18 protein-coding genes are annotated in these 20,857 nt (G+C 43.6%); 8 read left to right on the top strand and 10 right to left on the bottom strand.

From position 1 onward, the window contains the following. Window position 1: 1 nt before the first annotated feature. Entirely contained in the window at window positions 2-811 is an 810-nt protein-coding gene (gene ispE, locus PQG45_RS06795) for a 4-(cytidine 5'-diphospho)-2-C-methyl-D-erythritol kinase (protein ID WP_316070544.1), read from the top strand. Here ispE and PQG45_RS06790 read toward each other — a convergent pair. Genes PQG45_RS06790 through PQG45_RS06780 form a run of 3 tightly spaced genes read right to left on the bottom strand, consistent with a single transcriptional unit; the run spans window position 808 to window position 6,645 of the window. Next, window positions 808-1,917, bottom strand: coding sequence for an efflux RND transporter periplasmic adaptor subunit (locus PQG45_RS06790; protein ID WP_316070543.1), 1,110 nt, complete (start codon window positions 1,915-1,917; stop codon window positions 808-810). The genes ispE and PQG45_RS06790 overlap by 4 nt on opposite strands. Beyond that, window positions 1,910-6,223 carry a CusA/CzcA family heavy metal efflux RND transporter gene (locus PQG45_RS06785; protein WP_316070542.1) on the bottom strand — a complete coding sequence of 1,438 codons (4,314 nt, stop codon included), beginning with the start codon at window positions 6,221-6,223 and terminating at the stop codon, window positions 1,910-1,912. Before PQG45_RS06785 ends, PQG45_RS06790 begins: the two co-directional genes overlap by 8 nt. Window positions 6,224-6,261: 38 nt before the next feature. Then, entirely contained in the window at window positions 6,262-6,645 is a 384-nt protein-coding gene (locus tag PQG45_RS06780; protein ID WP_316070541.1) for a hypothetical protein, read from the bottom strand. A gap of 102 nt (window positions 6,646-6,747) precedes the next feature. Here PQG45_RS06780 and PQG45_RS06775 point away from each other — a divergent pair, with 102 nt between their 5' ends. Together PQG45_RS06775 and PQG45_RS06770 are read left to right on the top strand one after the other, a co-directional pair. Then, complete coding sequence (locus PQG45_RS06775; protein ID WP_315574789.1) at window positions 6,748-7,365, top strand: DedA family protein; 618 nt, start codon at window positions 6,748-6,750, stop codon at window positions 7,363-7,365. Continuing rightward, entirely contained in the window at window positions 7,362-7,814 is a 453-nt protein-coding gene (locus tag PQG45_RS06770) for an NADH-quinone oxidoreductase subunit A (protein ID WP_315574787.1), read from the top strand. The genes PQG45_RS06775 and PQG45_RS06770 overlap by 4 nt, the downstream gene beginning before the upstream one ends. Here PQG45_RS06770 and PQG45_RS06765 read toward each other — a convergent pair. Further along, a complete protein-coding gene (locus PQG45_RS06765; protein ID WP_316070540.1) occupies window positions 7,811-8,926 on the bottom strand; it encodes a PorP/SprF family type IX secretion system membrane protein in 1,116 nt (371 codons plus the stop codon). The two genes, PQG45_RS06770 and PQG45_RS06765, sit on opposite strands and share 4 nt — an antisense overlap. Window positions 8,927-9,032: 106 nt before the next feature. Between PQG45_RS06765 and bshC the strand changes: the two genes are divergently transcribed. The 4 genes from bshC to cysM are packed head-to-tail and all read left to right on the top strand — an operon-like array spanning window position 9,033 to window position 13,302. Next, window positions 9,033-10,586: a bacillithiol biosynthesis cysteine-adding enzyme BshC gene (gene bshC, locus PQG45_RS06760; protein WP_316070539.1), complete on the top strand. Its 1,554-nt coding sequence runs from the start codon at window positions 9,033-9,035 to the stop codon at window positions 10,584-10,586. After that, window positions 10,579-11,616 carry a tRNA 2-selenouridine(34) synthase MnmH gene (gene mnmH, locus PQG45_RS06755; protein WP_316070538.1) on the top strand — a complete coding sequence of 346 codons (1,038 nt, stop codon included), beginning with the start codon at window positions 10,579-10,581 and terminating at the stop codon, window positions 11,614-11,616. The genes bshC and mnmH overlap by 8 nt, the downstream gene beginning before the upstream one ends. A gap of 5 nt (window positions 11,617-11,621) precedes the next feature. Further along, complete coding sequence (locus PQG45_RS06750; RefSeq protein WP_315574780.1) at window positions 11,622-12,425, top strand: serine O-acetyltransferase; 804 nt, start codon at window positions 11,622-11,624, stop codon at window positions 12,423-12,425. Between the two features lies 1 nt (window position 12,426). Then, a complete protein-coding gene (gene cysM, locus PQG45_RS06745) occupies window positions 12,427-13,302 on the top strand; it encodes a cysteine synthase CysM (RefSeq protein ID WP_315574779.1) in 876 nt (291 codons plus the stop codon). On the opposite strand, the gene PQG45_RS06740 is transcribed toward cysM, so the two are convergent. The 5 genes from PQG45_RS06740 to PQG45_RS06720 all read right to left on the bottom strand — a co-directional run bounded on the left by PQG45_RS06740 (window position 13,288) and on the right by PQG45_RS06720 (window position 18,085). Further along, window positions 13,288-13,842 carry a hypothetical protein gene (locus PQG45_RS06740; RefSeq protein WP_316070537.1) on the bottom strand — a complete coding sequence of 185 codons (555 nt, stop codon included), beginning with the start codon at window positions 13,840-13,842 and terminating at the stop codon, window positions 13,288-13,290. The genes cysM and PQG45_RS06740 overlap by 15 nt on opposite strands. Window positions 13,843-13,897: 55 nt before the next feature. Next, window positions 13,898-14,104 (bottom strand): helix-turn-helix domain-containing protein, encoded by a 207-nt coding sequence (locus tag PQG45_RS06735; protein ID WP_315574776.1) that lies wholly within the window; start codon window positions 14,102-14,104, stop codon window positions 13,898-13,900. Between the two features lie 224 nt (window positions 14,105-14,328). Further along, window positions 14,329-16,044, bottom strand: a complete 1,716-nt coding sequence (locus PQG45_RS06730) for a GMC family oxidoreductase (RefSeq protein ID WP_316070536.1) — start codon at window positions 16,042-16,044, stop codon at window positions 14,329-14,331. A gap of 18 nt (window positions 16,045-16,062) precedes the next feature. After that, window positions 16,063-16,668 (bottom strand): gluconate 2-dehydrogenase subunit 3 family protein, encoded by a 606-nt coding sequence (locus PQG45_RS06725; protein WP_315574772.1) that lies wholly within the window; start codon window positions 16,666-16,668, stop codon window positions 16,063-16,065. Between the two features lie 91 nt (window positions 16,669-16,759). After that, on the bottom strand, window positions 16,760-18,085 hold the full coding sequence (locus tag PQG45_RS06720; RefSeq protein ID WP_315574770.1) for an alpha-L-fucosidase: 1,326 nt from the start codon (window positions 18,083-18,085) through the stop codon (window positions 16,760-16,762). Between the two features lie 144 nt (window positions 18,086-18,229). Here PQG45_RS06720 and PQG45_RS06715 point away from each other — a divergent pair, with 144 nt between their 5' ends. Beyond that, the gene (locus PQG45_RS06715; RefSeq protein WP_315574768.1) at window positions 18,230-19,600 is read left to right on the top strand and encodes an MFS transporter; all 1,371 of its coding nucleotides are present in this window, start codon (window positions 18,230-18,232) and stop codon (window positions 19,598-19,600) included. 71 nt (window positions 19,601-19,671) lie between these two features. Here the strand turns inward: PQG45_RS06715 and PQG45_RS06710 are convergent, their stop codons facing one another. Beyond that, window positions 19,672-20,853: an MFS transporter gene (locus tag PQG45_RS06710; RefSeq protein WP_315574766.1), complete on the bottom strand. Its 1,182-nt coding sequence runs from the start codon at window positions 20,851-20,853 to the stop codon at window positions 19,672-19,674. Window positions 20,854-20,857 lie beyond the last annotated feature (4 nt).

The following is a 20,857-nucleotide window of genomic DNA, read 5'->3' as shown; positions in this document are numbered from 1 at the left end:
CATGATCTTATTTCCAAACGCCAAAATAAACTTGGGTCTTTACATTACCGAAAAAAGATCGGATGGATTTCACAATCTATCTACGTGTTTCTATCCCGTTCCCTGGTCGGATATCTTAGAAATTACCCCGCATGATACTTTCGAATTTAGCACTTCAGGACTCGCGATTTCAGGCGCCTTGGAAACTAATTTATGTTACCGCGCATTTATGTTGTTAAAGGAGGCTTTCAATATAGCCCCGGTTCATATCCATCTTCATAAAGTCATCCCTATGGGAGCAGGCTTAGGAGGTGGGTCATCTGATGCGGCATACACGCTCATGGGATTGCGCGACATGTTCAAATTACCCTTGACAAATGAAGATTTGATTCCTTTCGCCCAAAAGCTAGGAAGCGATTGTGCATTTTTCCTTTTCAACCAAGCACAAATAGGAACAGAAAAAGGTGACGTGTTAACTCCATTGGACCTTTCGTTAACAGGCAAATTCTTGGTCATGGTATATCCTAATTTTGGTATATCAACACAAGAAGCCTATGCGGGAGTAAAGCCGAAAAAAGCACGTAAAAACTGGGAAAAGCAATTTGCAAAACCCCTAGAAACATGGAAAGAGACCATTTCCAATGATTTTGAAAATAGCCTCTTCCCTGCTTACCCGCAATTAGCGGAAATTAAAAATGAACTTTATGCTATGGGTGCACAATATGCAGCCATGAGCGGTTCCGGCTCGACGATTTTTGGGCTATTTGACCAAGAAGTCAAATTACCGGAAAGCTGGAAAGCATTTCAAACCTGGTCGGGCCTGTTGCCTTAGTCCTTTGCAAAAATAGCCTCCAAAGCCGAAGCACCACGGATAACAACTTTTCCAGCGGGCATCTCTTTGGTTGGTCGAATCCCCACCCACTCCATGTCGGCACTGCGAACCTCCACCGGAATTTGTGCCATAGAACCATCCGCTTTCTCCACGTAGATATAACCACCCTTCCCTACGCGCGCTAAACCTGCTTGTGGAATACTTAACACTTTTTGCTCACCCACTTGGATACTTGCATTAATGAATTGCCCTACGGTAAATTTTTTCTCATCCGCTTCAATACTAAAATGACCATGAATAGGGGTTAACCGCGTTTCCATATCCACCTGTTGCCCCACTAAAAACACCTTTCCTTGAGACTTGTTGCCATCTCCCTCAAAATGTATCGTTTGACCTATCTTTAATTTGGCTAAATCCCGCTCGAAAACTTTCAGTTCAACATGCTTGTGCGCGACACCTACTACTTTAACAAGCACGTCCGTTGGGGTGATGTATTTCCCAATCGCCAACGATTGATCCTGAATAAAACCATCAATCGGTGATTTCAACGACAAGGTAGCACTCATGTTCCCCTCCGCTAAGGACTTCATATTACAACCTAAAATTTCCAATTTCATGGCTAAAGCGCGCGAAACCGCTTGTAGATTACCTAACTCCGCCTCCGCTTGTTGAAACTTCTTCTTTGAACCCACTTCCTCTTGTTGTAATACTTGTTGGCGTGAACGCTCATTCGTCAACAAACTCATTTGACTTTGGGCTTGCAAATATTCTTGCTGCATTTGAATAAACTCCATGCTCGTAATCGTTGCTAACACCTGCCCTTTTGAAACCTGTTTTCCAGGCAATATTTCCATCGTCGATTTGATGTATCCAGCGATGGGCATCGAAACAGAAGCCATGGAAATAGGCGGAACATCAACTAATCCCGTACAGAAAACACTTTCTGCCATCGATTTCTCCTCCAAATTCCCGAATTCAATTCCTGCGTTTTTCTTTTGTTCTGCCGTCAGTTTGATTTCTGATTGAATAACAGCCGTTTCTGTCCTGGTTTCTTTTCCACAGCTAGCCAATAAAATGGCTATCGATAATATGATTAACTTATTCATTTCCTAAAATGGTTTCAATTTGTACGATTGACTGATTATAAGCCAATACCTCTTGTAAATATTGTTCGCGAATTTGCCAAGCCTGTTGCGTATTCTGCAACATCTCCACATATTCAATTTCTCCTTGCTGATAACTCTTCAAGGCTGTTAATTCCAACCAGGCTGCCTGTGCCAATCCGGTTTGTTGGTAATAATTAATCCCGTTCAAATGCTTTTCTAATAGCGCAAATTGACTTGACAATTCGGCACTGAGCTGTGCAATCCCTTGTTCTTTTTGACTCGCTAAGAACAATTCATTGCTTTCGGCAGCTTTAATCCGCGCCTTTTGTGCTTTGGCAAAGATCGGAATGGAAATCCCTGCTTGGATAAAATTTTGGCCTGTATTGTTTTCAATACTCTGCGTCACGGCACCTACCCGAATGTCGGGCAATAGCTTTTGTCGTTCCACATCGGTCAATAATTTACCATGTTGGATTTGTTCATCAAACAATTGAATGGCAGGCATCGAGGCGATATCCTTGCCCTTTTGAAGATTCATCGTGATTGCCTCATCGCCTTGAATTTCAAAAGGCGTGGGATGATTCGTCCAATACGAAAGCTGCGCATACGTGGCCTTGATGTCCAAACTCAATGCCGCTTGCTTTTGCTGAAATTCACGCAAACGCGCCTCCGCAGCAACAAATTCAAGTTTCCCGGTCTCCCCTTCCTTGTATTTCAAGCTAGCTGCGCGCCGCATTTGGACGTATAAACTATCTTGCTGCTTTAAAAAAGTGGCCTGTTTTTGTTGGACCAACAATTGATAATAGTACCACTTAACACTCGCTGCCACAAGACTTTTGGTCATGGCTAAGCGTTTTTCAGCGAGCATTTTCTGAGAACTCAAGGCTTTCACTTGGGCTTTCAACAAGGTCGGCCAAGGAATACTTTGATTCGCCATGATGGTATAATCCTGACTAAAGTAGGTTTGGGTTTTCCCATATTGAAAATCGAGCGTCCCTTTCGGTAATTCACGTCCGGTTGCAATAAGAGCGTCTGCCGTTTGTATTTCCAAGCCGCCCGAACGGATTAAACTATTCTTTTGAAGCGCCTCAGCAACACATTGATTCAAACTTAATTTAGGAGTTTGGGCTTGAACACTTGTCAAACCTAGACCCAAAATAAGTAAAATCAGTAAGGCATTTTTGCCCGCCTTTCTTTCTTTTCTACTCATCAAAATCGAATAAACAACAGGAATCACAACCAAGGTCAAGAAGGTAGCTGTTATCAATCCTCCGATGACAACCGTTGCCAAAGGTCTTTGTACCTCAGCCCCCGGCGAAGTGCTTAATGCCATGGGCAAGAAACCTAAAGAGGCAACAGCCGCTGTCATGATAACGGGCCTAAAACGCAAGGCTAAGCCTTTTTGTAGTCGTTCCTCTACAGAAAGTCCCTCATTGGCCAATTGCTTAAAGAACGACAGTAACACAATTCCATTCAATACCGCGACACCAAACAAGGCAATAAAACCAATCCCGGCGGAAACCGAGAACGGCATTCCACGCAACCACAAGGCCCAAATTCCACCAATCGCCGACAACGGAATTGCCAAGTAAATGATGGACGCCTCCAAGAAGGATTGGAAAGTGAAAAAGAGTAAAACAAAAATCAACACTAAGGCAATCGGTACAACCAGCGCAAGCCGAGATTTTGCCGCCTGTAAATTTTCAAATGTACCTCCGTAGCTTACATAATAACCCGCAGGCAAAACCACTTTTTCTTTCATCACTTTTTGTATATCCGCTACGACACTTTCGACATCTCGATTTCGCACATTGATTCCGATCGTAATTCTGCGATGTGTATCATCCCGCGAAACTTCCACCGGCGCATTTTCGAAATCAACTTCAGCCACTTCCTGCAATGGAATTTGCCCCCCATTAGGTAATTCAATGTACAATTCACGTAAATTCTGAATGTCTTGTCGGTGCAATGAATCCATGCGGACAACCAAATCGAAGCGCTTTTCACCTTCCATGACGATTCCTGCGGTTTCCCCTGCAAATGTCGTTTTAACCAATTGGTTTATGGCCTGAACGTTTAGTCCATATTGAGCCAATTTAGCCCGATTGAATTTCACAACCAGTTGAGGGATTCCATCGATTTGTTGGACTTTAATATCCCCCACACCTTCCACCTTGCGAATATGACGTGCCGCATCCGTCGCATGCTCAAATAACAAACCTAAGTCTTCCCCAAAAATCTTGATGGCGATATCCGATTTAACCCCTGCAATTAATTCATTGAATCGCATTTGAATCGGTTGGGTAAACTCGAAATTAACTTCTGGAAATGCGTTCAATGCCTCATCCATTTGGGACTCCAGATCTTCCATGCTGTCCGCTTTTTTCCAATCCTTCGGTTCTTTCAGAATGATTAACAAATCACAAGCATTAATCCCCATGGGATCTGTGGGAATCTCCGAAGCACCAATCCGAGAGACGACTTGCTTGATTTCATCCGGAAATTGCTTCATCAAAAGCTTTTGCGCTTCGGTGTTCACGTGAATACTTTGGCTCAACGAGGCATTGGTTGGAAGTACAACCTCCACTGCAAAATCTCCTTCATTCAATTCTGGAATAAATTCGCCACCCAAGGTGGTAAAAAGGCCTACACTCCCCACCAATAATAGGGATGAGGCGATGATCACAACCTTAGGCTTACGAAATGCCCAATCCACCATCGGTTTATAGCGGCTAAACATCGTATTCATGATTCGATCAGCGATGGTTACCTTGTGGTCTATTTTCTTGCTCAAAAATAACGCAGAGGCCATCGGAACATAGGTCAAGGAAAGAATCAAGGCGCCCACGATAGCAAAACTCACAGTTTGAGCCATGGGACGGAACATTTTCCCTTCGATCCCACCAAGTGCCATGATTGGGAAATATACGATCAAGATGATGATGACTCCGAATGCTGCCGACTGAAATATCGCTTTGGCAGAAATTCCTACCTCTTCATCCATTTCATGTTGGGAAAGGACTTCCCCTTTTTTATGCGCATGGAGTCGATGAATAATGGACTCGACGATAATGACGGCGCCGTCCACAATCAATCCAAAATCAATGGCTCCCAAGCTCATCAAGTTGGCAGAAACACCGAAAATATGCATCATCGCAAAGGCGAATAATAAACATAAAGGGATCACGGATGCGACAATTAGCCCTGCCCGGAGATTCCCCAAAAGCAACACAAGAATGAATACGACGATTAAGCCCCCTTCGATTAGATTCTTCTCAACGGTGGAGATTGCCTTGCCGATCAATACACTTCGATCCAAGAAAGGAACAATTTTAATCCCTTGCGGCATCGTTTTTTGAATTTCCTCCATGCGAAGCTTGACGTCTTGAACAACTTCGTTCGCACTTGCCCCCTTGAGCAATAACATCACCGCTCCTACAACCTCTCCTTCGCCGTTCCGCGTCATGGCTCCATAACGTACGGCCTTACCAAACTGGACGGTCGCAACATCCTTTACAAGGATAGGAGTTCCCGAAGGACCTCGCTGGTCAACGACAACGTTTTCCACATCCGATAGACTCGAGAGCATCCCTTCCGTCCGAATGAAATAGACATCGGTTCCCTTTTCTAAGTAACTACCACCAGAATTTGAGTTATTGTTTTCCAGTGCCGTAAAAATCTGATTCACTGTCACGTGCATTGCACGAAGCCGCTCAGGATTTACCGCTACTTCATATTCTTTTAAATGCCCCCCAAAGGACGACACCTCAACAACACCCGGAATTCCCAATAATTGGCGTTTTACAATCCAATCTTGGTAGGTGCGTAAATCCGCCAGGGAATATTGGTCTTTGAATGCGGGATCAACCTCCAGCGTATATTGAAAAAACTCTCCGAGTCCCGTGGTAATGGGTGCCATCTCAGGAACGCCTGCACCACGCAAAAGATAGGGCTCAGCCCCTTTGAGTTTCTCAGAAACTTGTTGGCGTGCCACATCCATCGCGACAGCATCATCAAAAACGACCGTGATAATGGAAAGTCCCATCCTCGAAACGGACCGGATTCCTTTGACATTCGGAATGGTTCGCAACGATATCTCCAAGGGGTAGGTGATAAATTTCTCTACCTCGGAAGCGGCAAGCGCTGGAGATTGCGTGATGACTTGTACCTGATTCGAAGTAATATCAGGAAGGGCGTCAATAGGCAGTTTGCTTAGGGAATATCCTCCCCAAAAAACGAGTCCTAAGACAAATAATCCTACAACTAATTTGTTGCGGATACTGAATGAAATAATGGAATTAATCATAGTATGTAATTACGTAAGAAAATTGAATGACAATCTTCTTAAGCCCGGGGCGGCGCAATTAATACACGTTCCAATGAAAATTGGTACTGATTTTCCCAAAACGTTCGTAAGCGACGAAGCATCAAAAACGTTATCGGGATTAATAAGAGTAATTGAAACACGGGAAGCACGAATCCGGCAACGCCAGAGAAATCAAAATGAGGCAAACTTGGGTGCTTAGTGGTTTTGGTATGTTTTGAATCAGCCGCATAATGCAACCAAAGAAAGTCAACAAAGCGGAATGTTGCACCAGCGATTTTTTTGTGATCTTGAAAATGCTTGAGCAACTCATTCGCTTTAAATGATTGTTCCAATCCAACTTTAGGAATAAGGCTCCCAGAGAAGAAAAGCATGAACAAGAAAAAAGCGATTACATTTTTCATCTCCCAAATGTAGAAAAAATTCGAAATTTATTGGATATTTATGGGCTCAATTTATTTAAACTTTGAGAATAAGGCCAAACCCTTCAATGAAGGGAAAAAATTATGGATGAAATAAATCTTTTGTGGCATCAATTAACTGATTCAGAAACAATCATCCGCTCCGGCCTTTTTGTTATCACCTGCATCGTATTCGCTGAAAACGGCTTGTTTTTTGCCTTTTTCTTACCCGGCGACTATCTCTTATTTCTTACTGGCGTTTTTGGGGGAACTGGGGTTTTGAAAGAACCATTAACCACCATTTTACTAAGTATATTCCTAGCCGCAGTCCTCGGGTCTTTGCTCGGATATCTCGTTGGGAGATTCTTTGGAAAATCCTTGCAACGAAGGCCCGATAGCTTATTTTTCAAAAAGAAACACCTGGATTCTACGCGTGAATTTTTCGAAAAATACGGTTTTATGGCATTGGTCATCAGCCGATTTTTACCCGTCGTACGCACATTCACGCCCATATTAGCGGGTATAAGCCACATGACATGGTATAGCTTTATTTTATTGAATATCGTAGGAGGCGCTATGTGGGTAGGCATTTTAGTTGCCGGTGGTTACTACATGGGCCAGTATTTCCCGTGGATTATCAATTACGTGCAATACATCATTATATTTTTCCTTGGGATTACGACATTTACCCTCATTAAGGGTTATTTGAAATTACGCAAATGATCGAACAATTTGGATATGTTGCAGCTTTCCTTTTAGCAGGTATCGCCTTTTTAGGTTTGATACTAACGATTGCTCGTTTCATACGACCTAATCGTCCCAATGAGGAAAAACTGAGTACATACGAATCCGGAGAAGAGCCGATTGGGAATGCCAATACCCGCTTTAACCCTCGTTTTTATGTAGTTGCATTACTATTTGTGTTATTCGAGGTCGAATTAGTTTTCCTATTTCCTTGGGCAGTAGTTTTTAGCCAAAAGTCATTACGAGCGATTCCCGCATGGTCCACCTATGCCTTGTGGGAGATGTTTTTGTTTGTTGGGATTCTAAGCTTAGGACTTGCATTTGCTTGGAGAAGAGGATACCTCAACTGGGAAAAACCGGTTCAAGAATTGAAGGACATCGAAAGTCCTGTTCCGGAAAGTGCTTATCAGCGCTACAAAAAGAATTAATAGGCAGGATCTACGCTGTAAACCTTATTTCTGAACTTCAAGGCTAACACTAATTCATGTGAACCCAATGATGCTTGCATAGGCCCATTTATATGCGTTTCGTAGGAATAGGTTAAGTTGATCTGCTGACTCAAGTGCATACCAAACATGAATCCAATTGCCTCTTTATGTCGGTAAGTTGCCCCCGTCCAAATCGCTTCATTGAATGTTACACGCATATTTGCTTCTGCCCCCCACGATACACCCTTCATGTATTTGATTAAAAGGGATGGCGAATAAGTCCAAAATTCGCCCGACTTAAATTCCATTCCCGTTTGCAAGAAGATATTGGGGCTGGTCGTTCCTAACAAAAGCGCTTGATTAAAGACCTTGTAGGCATCCGCATCGTCAGGGTAAAATGTTTTACGCGTCAGTGTGTCTGAACCATTGCTTGTTCGCAGATAACTGAAGCTATCAAATATCAACTGGTTAGCAGATAGACCAATATAAAAATTTCGATTGTAAAATAACGCCCCTACATTGACCAAGGATTGTCCTCCTGACACTTGACCGCTCGGGGTCAAAGAAGGCAAGTTTTGATCTTGGTACATAATAAATGGGTCACCGGGATCTTTGACGTTGAAACCCGACATGTTAAGTGTTCGGAAATAATAACCCGCTGTGGCACCCACAGCAACCTTATTTTCACCGCCCACCGAAAGGTGATAGGCATAGGTTCCTGCAATGGAATTACTCGTTAATCCACCTATTTGATCCGAATAAGCTTGAATTCCAATGCCCTGATGAAAACCACTCCGCTTAGTTTTTTGACGAATGTAGGTGGGAGAAAAGTTCCGGCGAATCGTTTTCGACATGAAAGGAGTACGGCCATTGGACGTCCGATCCGATTTATCCAAAGCCAAATTTGCGGTTAGGTAAGCGGTTCTATTCGAAGTATTTATACCGGTCCATTGCGTACGAAACCCCGATTTGATGTCAACATAATCTTCAAAACCCGCAAAGGCAGGATTATAAACATATTTATTCATCATAAACTGCGTAAACTGAGGCGTTTGCTGCGCAAAGCCTACAAAACTGCCCATGAAGAATAAAAGGGGAATTAAAAATCTCATTCGATTGGTATAGAACCACAAATTTCGCTTAAATATATTTAATTTCGTTCGAACTTTCCGGAAATCTATTGGGTTTTTACTGAATGGTGTCCAACATATAAGGCCAATGCAAACAAAAACATATCCGCTCGATCAAATAAATGGCTTCGGCAAACTACTAAAAAACTATTTAGCAGGTGATCAGGCATTAAAACCCTTGTATGGCAACGCGCCGAACATCACTTCCTTTCAGGCACAAATCGATTCGAAAAAATCAGTTAATAGAACTTTGCTTGTTGAGGTTTTACAAGATCAATATCAAGGATTTGACGATGCGCCACAAATTGCAAGTTTAGCGGAACCCAACACATTTACGGTCACCACGGGCCATCAGCTCAACTTATTTACAGGGCCTTTGTATGTGATTTTTAAGATTGTTTCAACGATTAATTTGGCGAGACAACTGAAAAAAGCCTATCCGGCCTATCATTTTGTTCCGGTCTATTGGATGGCATCAGAGGACCATGACTGGGATGAAATCAATCATTTCCACTTATTTGGCAAGAAAATACAATGGGATACGGATCAAAAAGGACCCGTTGGACGCTTTGATATCGCAGGATTGAGTAGCATTTGGGCGGAATTACCCAGTGACATCCCTGTTTTCAAAGAATGTTACGCAGGAGCCAAAAACCTTTCAGCAGCTGTTCGTTCGTACATGCATACCCTTTTTGGGCAGGAAGGCTTAGTTTGTTTGGATGCCGATGATGCCCGCCTAAAAAGAAGCTTCATCCCGGTGATGCAGGCTGATTTGCTAGAAAATAAGCATCTTGCCTGTGTAAATGCCAGTAATGATATTTTAACAAATTTGGGTTACAGTCCACAAATTTACGCACGTGAAATCAATTTCTTCTACATGCTCGATGGTGTGCGGGAGCGCATCGAGAAACAAGGTGATGTATATAAAGTACTCAATCAAGCTATCCGATTTAGTGAAGAAGAATTAAAGGCAGAAATCGTAGCGCATCCCGAGCGATTTAGCCCGAATGTAGCCATACGACCCATCTACCAGGAAACAATCCTACCCAATTTAGCCTATTTAGGCGGTGCGGCGGAAGTGGCCTATTGGTTTCAATTAAAAGGAATTTTCGATTTACACCAAGTCCCATTCCCTATTTTGCTTCCGCGTAATTTCGGGGTGATGATTCCTCCCTTGGAGGCTGCTAAACTTGAAAAATTGGAATTAAGCATTCCAGATATTTTCCAAGATGAGCGGGTGCTTCGCCAACAATTTGTTGATAAAAACACCAAACATGCTTTAGATCTAGGCAATGAACAAGAGCGCCTCTCAACATTAATGTCTAAAATTGCCCAAAAAGCACAGGCGATAGACGAAACCCTAGAGGCTTCCGTGTTGGCAGAAGAAACGCGCTGGCAAAAAGGGCTTGAGCGCTTGACCAAGAAGATGCGTAAAGCAGAAGAACGTAACCAAGCGGTAGGACTAGGTCAAATTCAAGCGATCAAACAGAAACTTTTCCCAGATGGGAATTGGCAAGAGCGGCATACCAACTTCCTCGAATTCTTGTTGAATTATCCAACATTACTCGCAGATTTGCTTGCAGAATTAGACCCGCTTACATTCGAATTATTTGTCATGTATTTACCCGAAAAAGATGCCTGAAAAACTAAGTCCTGAGGCATTTTTAGATGCTGCGACCCATTATCCCATCTTGGATGTTCGCTCGCCGGGAGAATACCTACGGGCACATATTCCTGGAGCAGTAAGTTTTCCCATTTTTGATGATGCGGAACGCGCCCGGGTCGGAACCACATATAAGCAAATCGGGAAAGACGAAGCGATTGAATTAGGTCTTGAGATCGTAGGCCCCAAACTTGCCGCATGGGTGAAAATGGCAAAGAAGTTGGCCGTGGACAACACGGTACTTGTACATTGCTGGCGAGGCGGTATGCGTTCCGGTAGCATGTCCTGGTTATTTGAAACAGCAGGTTTGCAAGTCAAAATATTAGTAGGAGGATACAAAGCCTACCGTAATTATGTGTTGGCTGAGTTCGACCGAAAAATACCCTTTGTGGTTTTGGGTGGCAAAACAGGCAGTGGTAAGACGGATATATTACTTGAAATGCAGAAAAGAGGTGCGCAGGTAATTGACTTGGAGGGTGTAGCGCACCACCGAGGATCCGTTTTCGGACATTTTGGTTTAGCCCCACAGCCTACGAGCGAACATTTTGAAAATGAAGTGGTTGCGCAACTTCGAGGGATGGACTACAGCAAGCCCATTTGGATTGAAGATGAAAGTAGGCACATCGGGCAAGTATATATGCCCCTGGGATTGTATTCGCAGCTTCGTGCCGCGCCGATTTTATTCTTAGACATTGCGGCGGAATATCGATTGCCCCATTTGGTTGAGGTTTATGCCCATTATCCCAAAGAGGCGCTCGCACATGCCGTAGGAAAAATCAAAAAACGCTTAGGCGGAGATTTATACAAAAATGCGTTAGACGCGTTAGAAATAGACGATTTTACACAAGTGGCCGCGATTACCTTGCATTATTATGACAAGGCCTATGTGCATGGCTTGCAAAAAAGATTACCTGAACAAATACAAGAAATTGTCATCAATACATTGGAAACTAGCTTACAAACGGATGTTGTCATGGCGCATCCCCTTTGTCAAACCCAATTTTCATAATGCCTATGTTACCTGAAAAATTCTTATCGGAACTACTAGACCGCCACGTGAACACCGAAGCATTTCCGGCAACCTCCGACATAAAAAAACTCTTCACAAAAATCGTGCTGACGCTTTTCCCTGAGCAGGCAAGGAAACAAATTGTCCAGCTAGACGACTTGCGCTTAGTTTGGGAATCGATTGAAAATGGGCTAGAAAGTTTATTGCATGACATGGCCGACAAATTAGTCGACACGCCGCAAAACATTACATCGAGGTACATGGATAGAATTCCCGGTATATATCAATTACTCCTAACGGATGTAGAAGCCATGGTCAATGGAGACCCGGCTGCAACGACGGATTATGAAGTCATTCGAACCTATCCTGGATTTTACGCCTTAGCATTCTATCGGTTGGCACATGGTCTGCATGCAGAAAATGTACCGCTAATTCCCCGCATATTAACTGAATATGCCCATTCCAAAACGGGGATTGATATTCATCCAGGAGCACAGATTGACCAATATTTTTTCATGGACCATGGAACAGGTATTGTGATTGGCGAAACTTGTGTGATTGGGAAACGAGTAAAAATCTATCAAGGTGTTACGCTAGGAGCACTTTCGGTGGATAAATCGATGGCGTCGACAAAACGGCATCCAAGCATCGAAGATGGCGTTGTCATTTATTCGGGAGCGACCATTCTCGGTGGCGACACGATTGTAGGCGCAAATTCCACGATTGGTGGGAATGTCTGGTTGACACGCAGTGTGGCACCCAACACAAAAATCTATCATCAAGAAAATCAAAAAATCATTCAAGAATAAGATGGCTGCTTTATTGGATTTAGTGGGCAATACGCCCCTCGTTGATTTAAATAAACTACACAACAACCCAAAGGTTCGAATTTTGGGTAAGTTGGAAGGCAATAACCCCGGTGGGTCTGTCAAAGATCGTGCAGCCAAAAACATGATTGAGTCGGCCTTGCAACGTGGCGATATAAAACCGGGCATGAAATTAATCGAGGCGACTTCGGGTAATACCGGGATTGCTTTGGCGATGATTGCCCGCCTATATGATTTAGAAATCGAATTAGCGATGCCATCGAACTCTACGAGAGAGCGTGTGTTGACGATGGAAGCGTTTGGGGCCAAAGTAACCCTAACGGAAAGTATTGAATCCGCGCGTGATTACGTGGTGGAAAAAGCTGCATCGGGTCAATTTGTTTTGTTAAATCAATTTGAAAACCCCGATAATTATTTGGCGCATTACAAAACGACTGGGCCCGAAATTTACCGGGATACGGAAGGGAAAGTCACTCATTTTGTCAGCTCAATGGGTACAACGGGAACCATCATGGGGACTTCCATGTACTTGAAAGAGCAAAATCCAGCAATCCAGATTGTGGGCTGTCAACCTACGGAGGGCTCTAAAATTCCCGGAATTCGGAGATGGCCGGAAGCTTACCGACCGAAAATCTACCAACCCGAACGCGTCGATCGCATCATGGATATTTCGGAGGAAGAGGCGACGGAAATGACTCGTCGGATGGCGAAAGTAGAAGGTGTTTTTGGAGGAATGAGTAGCGGCGGCGGTGTGGCGGCGAGTGTCCGACTAGCGCACGAAATAGAAGAAGGACTCATTGTCTGCATCATTTGCGACCGCGGGGATCGCTATTTATCCAGTGGCTTATTTGGGGAGTAAAACGCCCATGAGTGAATAATGCGTGGGTGACATCCAGCGCATTTGTTGGGATCCCTCGATCGAATAGGTCTGAACGCGCCCATCGGCAAAATTCATGTGCAATTTCTTATGCGTTTCGAAAAGGAAATTCTTTTCCTCAATTTCTATTTCAACTTTGGCAGGTCGATCCAAGGCATCCAATTGAATGTACAATTTCTTCACAGGTAAGCTTTCATTCGCCTTCAACGAATACCAAACAAATCCATCCTCGGATAGATTATCATAACTTGTCGCAGCTGCAGGCTTGTTCAAGTCGGCATGCAAAAACATCGCCCATTCCTGCTTCCAATCCATCTCTTTTAGTTGTTTTTCCTCTTTTTTACCAGCTAACAAAATGGTTTTATGAACAGCCTCTGGATGTTTGGCCAGTGAATCAATCTGTGCGGTGAGGTATTTTTCCCAGGGATAAAAGACCGGTTTTACACGTTCTTCGACACTAGGTTTGCATGCAACAAGTAAGCAGCTAGCAATCAAGAAAAAATGGATGCGGGAAATCAACATAGCTTAAAGGTAAAAAAAATCCTTGACGCTGGAAAACGTCAAGGATTTAGCGAGCTTAGACACCAATCATTTCGTCGATTGGAATACTCAGCACACGGGTTAGATTGTATAGTTTTTGTGCATTTGGATAATGTTTCCCGGATTCCCAATAGTTGTAAGCACTTTGACTAACTCCCACGGCAGAAGCAACTTGCTGTTGCGTCATACGTTTAGATTGTCGGGACTTAATCAGGAGGACTGAAAAAAGGTGTTTTGTTTTCATGATGATTAGGGTTAGGTGAATTTTTCATGCAGGAATATTTAAAATTGAAAGAACATTTGCAATGCTTTCGCTCAGATATTTCTTGAATTATCATTTTTGCGAATCATTTTGGCTTGAAAATGCACATTATTTGACAAATTAGAAATGAAATTTCTTTTGGAGAAAGTTTGACAAACAAAAAAGCCCGAGGTTTTCCTCGGGCTTTGAAGCAATAATGAATAATCTTATAGATTTCCTTTTTTCAATTCACGCACGGCGAAGTCGGCAGCACGAGCTGTCATGGCCATATACGTTAAGGAAGGATTCACACAAGAAGCAGATGCCATCACAGCACCGTCCGTCATGAATACGTTTTTCACTTCGTGAACTTGGTTATGCTTGTTAACGATGGAGTTCTTTACAGAAGTTCCCATGCGAGCAGTACCCATTTCGTGAATACCTAAACCGATATGCGTTGTTTGACTGTTGTACGCATTGATGTTTTTGAAACCTGATGCCTCTAACATTTCAGCTGCATCGTTCATCATATCTTGACGCATTTTCATTTCATTCTCTCCGAAATTCGCTTCGAATGAAAGTACTGGTAAGCCCCACTTATCTTTCTGATCACTTAACGTGAATCGGTTATTTGGATCTGGTAAAATCTCACCAAAACCACCGAATCCAACAGTCCATTGACCTGGATGTGTTAAGCTTTCTTTGAATTGAGCGCCGAAGCCATCTTGACCAACACCACGACCCCAACCTTCGCGGCTTGCACCACCTTGGTAACCGAAACCACGTGTGTAACCACGCTTATCTTTACCCCAGTTGCGGTAACGCGGAATGTATAAACCGTTCGGCCGATTTCCGAACATATAATCTTTTTCGAAACCTTCTACCGTTGCCGAAGCACCTACCCCTAAATGGTGGTCCATGATGTTACGGCCTAATTGATCGGAATCATTACCCAAACCATTTTGGTAACGGTTTGATTTCGAGTTCATCATAATCGAAGTCGATCCAATCGCACCTGCGTTCACAAAAATGATCTTCGCAAAATATTCTTTGGACTCCATGGTATTTTGATCAATCACGCGAACACCTTTGGCTTTTTGTGATTTCTCATCGTAGATGATCTCCGCAACAATTGCATTGTGAATCATCGTCAAACGATTTGTCCGTTGCGCTGCCGGCAAGGTTGCCGACAATGAGCTAAAATAAGCTCCATATGGACATCCACGCATACATTTATTGCGATAATTACAAGAAGAACGACCTAAGTCAGTATGTTGTTTTCCTGGTTTTGTCAAGTGCGCTACGCGACCCACTGTCACCGGACGACCTAATTTCTTATCTACGGCATTTTTGAAGTGAACCTCCGGAGCAGTCATTTGCATGGCTGGTAAGAAGTCCGAATCAGGCAATACATCTAATCCTTCCGCTTGACCTGAGATACCCGCAAATTTCTCTACGTATGAATACCAAGGAGCCAAATCATCGTAGCCGATTGGCCAAGGCGTTCCGATACCTTCTTTTTCATTCGCTAAGAAATCTTCGCGATTCCAACGGTAGGTTTGACGACCCCATAATAACGATTTACCTCCCGTATGGTAAGCACGAATCCAGTCGAATCCACCTTTTTTCTCAATGTAAGGGTTTTGCTTGTCGTTTTCGAACAAGTAGCGATGCTCTTCAGCAGGCGTATAACCTGTGCGCATTCCTGCCCAATATTCTTCAGCAGCCATGTTTGTTGGCCGACCGCGGTGGTCGAATTCCCATGGATTTTTCATCGCTGTTTCGTAACCTTCGATGTGTTTGATCTCACGACCACGTTCCATCACGGCAACTTTCAAGCCTTTTTCAGTTAATTCTTTTGCAGCCCAACCACCCGAAATACCGGATCCAATGACGATAGCGTCAAACGTTTGGCTCTTGATTGCATCTATATTAAGATTCATTTCTCGTATGATTTGGGATTAATAAACAAATGATTTTTGGTCAGGCTTCATGTTCGAAATTACTTCAAACTTACCTGGAACGGGATGGTACTCGAAAGAACCTTCGATGCCTTTTTCAGATGTATAGTATCCTAACAAAGTCAATTCCTTCATGACACGCCAGAATGGAACGCCACCAGCACCTTCTAATACATCTTTATCTACGTTATCTCCCACTTTCACTTTGCTAGCAGAATACGATTTCATTAACTCTTTCGTATCGGCTTCTAACAAAGTCAACATCGCAACTTGCCCATCATGCGATTGATCTAAAAACTTCGCTTTGGCCAAATTATCGACACCCTTTTTGAAACTAACATGCTCCGGTTTTTTATAGCAATCGTTCAACATCATTTCGATGAAAGGAGGAACTCCTGCTTCAATCGCTCCCGCTGTTGAGGTTTTTGGAATAATGTGTTCAGCCACAGCTGCAACGATTTTGCGCTGGCTTTCTGTCAACGTGAAGGTACCCGCTTCCGCGACAATACCTGCTTTTTTTGCCTCCATAGCAAACAAGGTAGGGGCACTAAAAACACCTCCAACGAGCATCGCTATTCTCGAGACAGCATCTCTTCTGTTAAGCATAGTTTTATTGTTAAATTGTTCAGGTCGGCTGCCCAAATTTCTCATTTTAGGCAAGTCACAAAATTAATCAGAATCTTCGTTTTTCAAGGAATTATTTGGCTTTTTCTAACTTTAAAACCAAATCTATGCGATAGGGAGGTAGATTTTTGACATCGATGTGGACGCCATTTTTTTCTACGCTACCTACCAAGGTCTGGGTTTCCCCTAACATTCCCACGGGACCTTTTTTATAACTACCTGGTATATAAATTGTTTCATCCTGTGGACGCTTTAATAAATGCACATACACATGGGTATCGGTTTGGGTCGTTACGCCCCAGGTTTGTGGACTCAAGGGTCCACCGCGCGTACCGTATACAGATTCGCCGTGCCCTTTCAGCCAGCGACCGGCTACTGCCAAAGAATCCGTAAACTCCGGTTGAATTTCCCCCGTGGGCATCGGACCTACGTTTAATAATAAGTTTGCGTTACGTCCAGCTGCGCCGACTAACAAATGAATAATTTGCTTGGGTGTTTTAAATTTACGGTCTGTGATGTTATATCCCCAGGCTCCATTGATGGTTTCACACGTTTCTAAAGGCAATGCAGAAGCCTGCTGGAAACTTAGTCCCGAATGATTCTCTCCAGGCAAATCGCGCTCAAACATTTGGAAGTCCTCCCCAGGAATTGGATCCAAATGGTGGTTATTCCCAATTAAACAAGCGGGCTGCAATTGATGAATCAAGCTGTAAATTTCATCGTATTTCCAGTCGATGCGCGATTTACGATCGGCACTTCCTTCAGTATTTGTTTGATCCCAATGTCCATCAAACCAAATGTTATGAATCTCCCCATAATTGGTCAACAATTCCGTTAATTGAGCCTTCATAAACTTCAGGTAGGAAGCGTAATCTCCTTTACCCTTGCGACCGCTTTTTTGGCCGGTACGACCTGTCTCAAAAGGATAATCATCGCGGTACCAGTCTAGGGTAGAATAATAGAGTCCCAATTTCATATCCTGTTTTTTGCAGGCTTCCGCTAACTCTTTGAGCGCATCGCGGTGAAATGGGGTATTCGTAATTTTCCAATCGGCTTGTTGAGTATCCCAATTCGAAAAACTATCGTGGTGGCGCGTAATGAAGATGATGTATTTCATTCCGGCATTTTTAGCGATACTAACCCAAGCATCTGCGTTGAATTTGCTTGGATCAAAAGCAGGCATTAAGCGGCCATAATCATTTTTAGAAATGCCTTTGTTATTCATCACCCACTCGCCATCGCCTAGGATACTGGACAATCCCCAGTGAATGAACATGCCATATTTCCGATCTTGAAAAGCTTGGCGTTCGGCTAAATTCGCTTCTGAGGGAGTGTATTGTTGTTGGCCTATCGCCTGAAAACTGGCAAAAAGGGCGAGTAATAGGGTAATTTTCTTCATAAGTGTAGGTTTAGAATCAGCAAATTATCATTTTTTTGAATAGGTTTATCAGGAAGTAGATAGGATTTTTGGGAGATTTTTTTGTTTTTTGTACCGCTACTGCAGGTTTATATACCCCGGCAGCCTATCAGCTAAAAATTACTCATGCAAGACGCTTCTCCTATTTTCGACAACAATAAAATCCCAGTAAAGAAACTTTGGCAAGTCATCATTGCCTCCTCCGTGGGGACGGTCATCGAATGGTATGACTTCTACATTTTCGGGAGTTTATCAGCCATCATTTCGCTTTCATTTTTTCCAAAAGACGACCCTACGGCTGCTTTTCTATCCACATTGGCGGCATTCGGCGCCGGCTTTGTAGCGCGCCCTTTTGGCGGAATATTGTTTGGTAGATTAGGTGATAAAATTGGTCGCAAGTATACCTTTTTATTAACCTTGCTCCTGATGGGTGGCTCTACTTTTGCCATTGCTTTAATTCCATCCTACAGTGAAATTGGCCTCGTTGCTCCAGCCATTTTATTGCTTTTACGTATCATTCAAGGGCTCGCATTAGGGGGTGAATATGGGGGTGCCGCTACCTACGTAGCCGAATATGCACCGGATGCCCAGCGTGGGAAATACACCGCTTACATACAAACGACTGCAACGCTTGGATTTTTTGTCTCCATTGTCGTGATTTTGGTTTGCCAAAACCTGATGGGCGATGCTGTTTTCAAAGATTGGGGCTGGCGTGTGCCCTTTGCTTTATCTGGAATTCTTGTCATCGTTTCCTACTTCATTCGAAGAAACATGCATGAGTCACCGCTTTTCTCAAAATTAAAGCAAGAAGGCCGACTATCCGAAAACCCCTTAAAAGAGGCTTTTGCTTCGAAAGCAAATCGCCGATTGATGTTGATCGCAATGTTTGGAGCGATTGTGGGGCAAGGGGTTGTGTGGCACACGGGACAGTTTTATGCACAAATATTTATCAACAAGATTCTCAAGGTTGATTTTACAACGACCAATTTGATCATAGCCGCGTCCTTGGTCGTGGGAACGCCTTTATTCGTCGTTTTTGGTAGCTTATCGGATCGTGTGGGTCGCAAGAAAATCATGTTGGGCGGCATGGCCCTCGCTGCCATTTTCTATTATCCGCTGTTTGCGTGGATGTCGGAGATCGTCGATCAAGAAGGAACTTTGGTGAATGACGCATACCAATTAACGATGAAAGGGAAAGTTGAGTTAGCCTTCATTTGTACTTGTTTGGTAACCTTTGCATCTATGGCCTACGGCCCCATCGCGGCGTTTTTAGTGGAATTATTCCCGACCAAAATTCGCTATACTTCGCTGTCTGTTCCCTATCACTTTGCCAATGGTATCTTTGGCGGATGCGCACCCTTTGTGGCGACTTGGCTCGGCGCCGTGACCCATTCGAATTTCTCAGGAATCTTCTATCCGATTGCGCTTTCAGCCTTGACGGTGATTATCGGGATGATTTATTTACCGGAGACCAAAGGGCGGGCATTGATGGATTAATTTTGGACGTTGGACGCGAGAGTTATTCGCAGGCTGAGGTCTGGGAGTCCGCCCCAAGAAGTATCGCATCTCTACAACAAATTCGGGGATTTAATCCGATTGATAAATAAGGCAGCCAATACGATTGGCAGCGAGAAGATCACAAAACGCATCGAGATTGAAGCGCCCGAATCAGCCATTAAACCGAAAAGACTCGGCCCTAAAATAGCGCCAAAGCGCCCCATACCCATCGCTAATCCCACGCCTGTGGAGCGAATTTCTGAAGGGTAAATTCTTGTCGAAGCAGGGTACATGGAATTGAATCCCCCCTGCACAAAAAAGCCAATGCCGAAGGTCAAAGCAAACTTGAGCAAGAAATCCTGATCAAGGTTTCCATATAAATTCAGCAAAACAAACGCGAGTAAAACATAAATCAAAATCACACGTTTAATGCCAATCCGACCAATCAAAAGACCCATGACAAATACACCGGTGAAGGCGCCTAAATTCATGGCAGTACCAATGTACGTAGCTAATTCAAAGGGCATACCCGTTTGTTTGGCGAGGATGGGGACCCAGCTCAACACCGTATACAAGGTAATAAACCCAAAGAAAGTGGCCAGCCATAAATAAATAGTGGATTGTCGGAATTCAGGCACAAACAAGTCGCGCCAGGATGAACGCTTGACGAGCAATTTATCCCGATTTAAATAGGCCGGCGATTCAGGAAGGACGAAATATACGCCCACCAACATGGTGAAAGAGAAAATCCCTGCAGCTAAATAGGCAAATCGCCAACCCAATTCAGGCACAATCCAAGCACTAGCAAACCCAGTCAATATCGCGCCTAATGGCCAGCCACCTTGCACGATGCCGACATTGAAATCGCGTGTTTTATCCGTGGAAAATTCCGATGCTACTGTTGCTAGATTAGGCAAAATACCACCGATTCCGAGTCCCGTTAGGGCACGAAAAACCAGTAATAAACCATAACTCGTAGCGAAATATACCGATAACATGCCAGCGCTAATGAGCAATAAGGAAATTAAGAAAATCTTCCTTCGCCCAACTCGGTCCCCAAAAGGAGCTAATACAAAACATCCGGCCGTCATACCGCCTAAGCCGGAACTAAAAATATAGCCTAATTCCGCATTGGAAAGACCAAATTCCTTCATGATTTCAGCGCCTGTAAAGGACACGAGTAGCACATCGATGCCATCATTGAAATTGAGCAAAAAACATAAAGCTACTACTCCGATTTGGAGCCAAGACATCGAA

The sequence above is a fragment of the Aquirufa regiilacus genome, from assembly GCF_032470275.1.
In the GTDB taxonomy this organism is placed as follows: domain Bacteria; phylum Bacteroidota; class Bacteroidia; order Cytophagales; family Spirosomataceae; genus Aquirufa; species Aquirufa regiilacus.
Note: the sequence above shows the minus strand (reverse complement) of the source record. Positions and strands in the feature narration are given on the sequence as shown.

What these genes read in the sequence shown, in the direction of transcription:
- ispE (WP_316070544.1), top strand. Translation starts at nt 2, where the DNA reads ATGATCTTATTTCCAAACGCCAAAATAAACTTGGGTCTTTACATTACC.
- PQG45_RS06790 (WP_316070543.1), bottom strand. Translation starts at nt 1,917, where the DNA reads ATGAATAAGTTAATCATATTATCGATAGCCATTTTATTGGCTAGCTGT.
- PQG45_RS06785 (WP_316070542.1), bottom strand. Translation starts at nt 6,223, where the DNA reads ATGATTAATTCCATTATTTCATTCAGTATCCGCAACAAATTAGTTGTA.
- PQG45_RS06780 (WP_316070541.1), bottom strand. Translation starts at nt 6,645, where the DNA reads ATGAAAAATGTAATCGCTTTTTTCTTGTTCATGCTTTTCTTCTCTGGG.
- PQG45_RS06775 (WP_315574789.1), top strand. Translation starts at nt 6,748, where the DNA reads ATGGATGAAATAAATCTTTTGTGGCATCAATTAACTGATTCAGAAACA.
- PQG45_RS06770 (WP_315574787.1), top strand. Translation starts at nt 7,362, where the DNA reads ATGATCGAACAATTTGGATATGTTGCAGCTTTCCTTTTAGCAGGTATC.
- PQG45_RS06765 (WP_316070540.1), bottom strand. Translation starts at nt 8,926, where the DNA reads ATGAGATTTTTAATTCCCCTTTTATTCTTCATGGGCAGTTTTGTAGGC.
- bshC (WP_316070539.1), top strand. Translation starts at nt 9,033, where the DNA reads ATGCAAACAAAAACATATCCGCTCGATCAAATAAATGGCTTCGGCAAA.
- mnmH (WP_316070538.1), top strand. Translation starts at nt 10,579, where the DNA reads ATGCCTGAAAAACTAAGTCCTGAGGCATTTTTAGATGCTGCGACCCAT.
- PQG45_RS06750 (WP_315574780.1), top strand. Translation starts at nt 11,622, where the DNA reads ATGTTACCTGAAAAATTCTTATCGGAACTACTAGACCGCCACGTGAAC.
- cysM (WP_315574779.1), top strand. Translation starts at nt 12,427, where the DNA reads ATGGCTGCTTTATTGGATTTAGTGGGCAATACGCCCCTCGTTGATTTA.
- PQG45_RS06740 (WP_316070537.1), bottom strand. Translation starts at nt 13,842, where the DNA reads ATGTTGATTTCCCGCATCCATTTTTTCTTGATTGCTAGCTGCTTACTT.
- PQG45_RS06735 (WP_315574776.1), bottom strand. Translation starts at nt 14,104, where the DNA reads ATGAAAACAAAACACCTTTTTTCAGTCCTCCTGATTAAGTCCCGACAA.
- PQG45_RS06730 (WP_316070536.1), bottom strand. Translation starts at nt 16,044, where the DNA reads ATGAATCTTAATATAGATGCAATCAAGAGCCAAACGTTTGACGCTATC.
- PQG45_RS06725 (WP_315574772.1), bottom strand. Translation starts at nt 16,668, where the DNA reads ATGCTTAACAGAAGAGATGCTGTCTCGAGAATAGCGATGCTCGTTGGA.
- PQG45_RS06720 (WP_315574770.1), bottom strand. Translation starts at nt 18,085, where the DNA reads ATGAAGAAAATTACCCTATTACTCGCCCTTTTTGCCAGTTTTCAGGCG.
- PQG45_RS06715 (WP_315574768.1), top strand. Translation starts at nt 18,230, where the DNA reads ATGCAAGACGCTTCTCCTATTTTCGACAACAATAAAATCCCAGTAAAG.
- PQG45_RS06710 (WP_315574766.1), bottom strand. Translation starts at nt 20,853, where the DNA reads ATGTCTTGGCTCCAAATCGGAGTAGTAGCTTTATGTTTTTTGCTCAAT.